Raw genomic sequence first — 3,209 nt, 5'->3', positions numbered from 1 at the left:
GGCTTGAGCAGCTGACCAGCTCCGGCCGGCTGACCATGCAGGATGGCGGCGCCGGCGACCGCACGGAGCTTGCCGGCACCGTGACGCTGGCGGCCGGCTCGACCTACGCCATCGACGTCAACGCCGCGCTTCAGTCGGATCTCCTTCACACCACCGGTGCCGCGACCATCACCGGCTCGACCCTGGCGGTGACGGCGCAAGGTTTTTCCGTCGGCCGCTATACCCTGCTGACCGCCGATAGCGGACTGAACGGCCAGTTCGCCGCGATGACTGGCGTCACCAGTACCGCGTTCCTGACGGTGACGGACGACTATGACAGCAACAACGCCTATCTCGACGTGACCAAGGTTCATGCTTTCGCCGATGCCGGGCTGACGCCCAACCAGATCGCCACCGGCGAAGGGCTGGACAGCCTGACGGGTGGGGCTGTGTTCAATGCCGTTGCCAATCTCGCCACCGACGCTGAAGCCCAGGCAGCCTTCGATCAGCTCTCGGGCGAAATCCATGCCTCGGCCAAGGGCATGCTGGTCGAGGACAGCCGCTTCGTCCGCGACGCCGCGACCAGCCGCATCCGTTCTGCCTTCCGCGATGTTGGCGCGGCCCCATTGCCCGTCATGGCCTATGGCGAAGGCGGCCCCGAAATGGTTGCCGCCGACACCGACCGCTTTGCCGTCTGGGGCCAGGCTTTTGGGTCCTGGGGCAATACCGACTCCGATGGCAACGCCGCCGCCTTCGATCGTTCGACCGGCGGCCTGCTGGCGGGTGCCGATACATCGGTTGGCAACTGGCGCGTCGGCCTGCTCGGTGGCTACAGCCATTCGAGCTTCGATGCCGACCACCGAAACTCCTCGGGCAAGGCCGACAGCTATCACCTTGGCCTCTATGGTGGCACCAACTGGGGCGCCATCGCCTTCCGTACCGGTGCTGCCTATAGCTGGAGCAGCCTTTCGACCAAACGCTCCGTCGCCTTCAACGGCTTCACGGATGGATTGTCTGCCGACTATGATGCCGGCACCGCGCAGATCTTCGGCGAACTTGCCTACAAGGCCGATGCCGGACAATTCAAGTTCGAACCCTTCGCCAATCTCGCCTATGTCAGCGTCCACACCGACGGCTTCACCGAAACCGGCGGTGCTACGGCCCTGACCAGTATCGGTACGTCCACCGACGCCACCTTCACCACGCTCGGCCTGCGCGGTTCCTCGGACTTCGCGTTCGGCGGCATGAACGTCACCGCACGCGGCATGCTCGGCTGGCGTCATGCTTTCGACGATGTCACGCCGACCTCGACCTTCGCCTTCGCCGGCGGCGATCAATTCACCATCGCCGGCATGCCGATCGCCAGGGACAGCGCCGTCATCGAAGCTGGGCTCGACTTCAACATGTCGGCCAACGCGACGCTTGGCCTGTCCTACACCGGCCAATTCGGCGGCGGCACGGTCGACCAGGGCGCCAAGGTCGATCTTGCCGTGAAGTTCTGACGACTCCGGGATTGCCGAAAAAGGACGGCAGCCCCGACGGGCGTGGGATCGACAATGACGCCGCTATCGGTTTGTAGCGGTGGTTCCGCGCCTGTTAATCCCCCTATGCCACGCCACTTCGTCCGTGATATGCCGCCGCCATCGAATGCCGGGACAGGCTGGACTGATCCAGTTCCGGGATTGTGTGGAGCGCCTTGATGACGATTTCCAAGCCGGTTTTCGACCGTTTGGGGTTTGGCCTGTGGATCGGAGCGTTCCTGGTCGTTCTTGCCCTGGTCCTGTGGTCACCGCACACGCGGACGGTATGGCAGGCCTATATCGACGGCAGCGTGGCGCTTCAGGCCGGTCTGCCGCTCTACGACACCCAGTCCGAGATGGGGTATCTCTACGCGCCGGCCTTTGCCGCGCTCTACACTCCAATAGTCAAGCTTGGTCCGCATCTGGGCGGCTTGGTTTGGCATTCCATTGGCTTTGCGGTGCTGACCTACGCCGCGATGCGGCAGGTGCGCAAGCTCGGCGGCGGCGAACTGGCATGGCTGCTTTCTTTCGGTCTTTTCCTCGCTTTGCCGATGGCGGTGGGGGCGATCCGCAACGGCCAGGCAACGATCCTTTTGACCGGCGCTTGCTGGCTTCTCACCCTGTCGGCGCTGGAAGGGCGGCGGGCGGAGACGTTCTTCTGGGCTTCGCTTGCCATCATCGCCAAGCCGACCGCGATCATAATGCTGTTGTTGGTAGGAGCCCTTCGGCTCCGGTTGATACCGGTGCTGGTGCTGGCGCTGCTGTTCGTGCTGGCACTGCCTTACGCTTTTGCTCCCGCCGGCTATCTCAACGATCAGTATCGTGTCTTCATCCAGATGCTGACCTCCATGGCCGTCGACAACACCAGCCATTTCGTGCCCACCGATTTCACGGCACCGTTCACCACGATAGGACTGCCAATACCGGAATTCGGCGCAACGATCGTGCGCATGGTCATGGCCCTGTTTACGCTTTCTGCCGTCATCTGGTTCGACCGCAGGCTCGAACAGGGAAAGGCGGCGCTGGCGATCTTCCTGACAGCCACTTTCTACATGTGCGTCTTCAACCCGCGCGTCGAGCCAAACACCTTTGCCATGATCGCGGTACCAGCCGGTCTTGCCATCGCCCTGTTGTGGCGTGAAGAACGGGGCGGCGTCCTTGCCTCGGTGCTGTCGACGACGCTGTTCGTGACCGGGTTGAGCGGCGTCGAGCGCCATGTGCACGATTTCCTCTTCCCCTGGTTCCGGCCGGTCGCCGTCACTTTCATCGCCGGTTCGCTGATCTGGTGGTTCTGGGCCAAGGCACGGGAAAAGGTGGTGAATGCGGGAGTCGCGAATGGTTGAGTTGCGGCCGAGCCTCGATATTGTCGCACCGTTCTTCAACGAGGCGGCATCGGCATCGGCCTTCGCGTGCCTCCTGGGCGAGCTCGAAGTGGCCGTGGCACAACGCTTCGGCATGACCGTACACAAGATCCTCGTCGATGACGGCAGTCGTGACGATGGCGCCGTGCGGTTTTCGCAAGCGCTGACGGGGTCGTGGGAGATCGTGCGCCTCAGCCGCAATTTCGGCAAGGAAGTCGCGGTGCTCGCCGGCCTCGACCAGTCGCGCGGCGACATGGTGCTGATCATGGACGCCGACCTCCAGCATTCCCTGGACATCAGCCTGAAGCTGATCGCCGAGCTGGTGGACCATCCGGACATCGACGTCGTC

The 3,209-nt window shown here is 63.4% G+C and carries 3 protein-coding genes; all 3 read left to right on the top strand.

Features of this window, described 5'->3' with window-relative positions; genetic code table 11:
* Positions 1-1,481 (top strand): autotransporter domain-containing protein (locus tag EN991_RS29255; RefSeq protein WP_127370049.1); only part of this gene is annotated, 1,481 nt, incomplete at its 5' end.
* A gap of 197 nt (positions 1,482-1,678) precedes the next feature.
* Complete coding sequence (locus EN991_RS29250) at positions 1,679-2,842, top strand: glycosyltransferase 87 family protein (RefSeq protein WP_127370048.1); 1,164 nt, start codon at positions 1,679-1,681, stop codon at positions 2,840-2,842.
* The coding region (locus tag EN991_RS29245; protein WP_127370047.1) for a glycosyltransferase at positions 2,835-3,209 on the top strand (375 nt) is incomplete at its 3' end. The genes EN991_RS29250 and EN991_RS29245, both read left to right, overlap by 8 nt.

Origin of the sequence: Mesorhizobium sp. M7A.F.Ca.US.005.03.2.1 (assembly GCF_003997795.1) — a bacterium.
Lineage (GTDB): Bacteria > Pseudomonadota > Alphaproteobacteria > Rhizobiales > Rhizobiaceae > Mesorhizobium > Mesorhizobium ciceri.
The sequence above is the reverse complement of the archived record's forward strand: the minus strand, read 5'-3'. Positions and strand labels throughout refer to the sequence as shown.

Coding starts and splice junctions, on each gene's coding strand:
- EN991_RS29250 (WP_127370048.1), top strand. CDS start 1,679: ATGACGATTTCCAAGCCGGTTTTCGACCGTTTGGGGTTTGGCCTGTGG.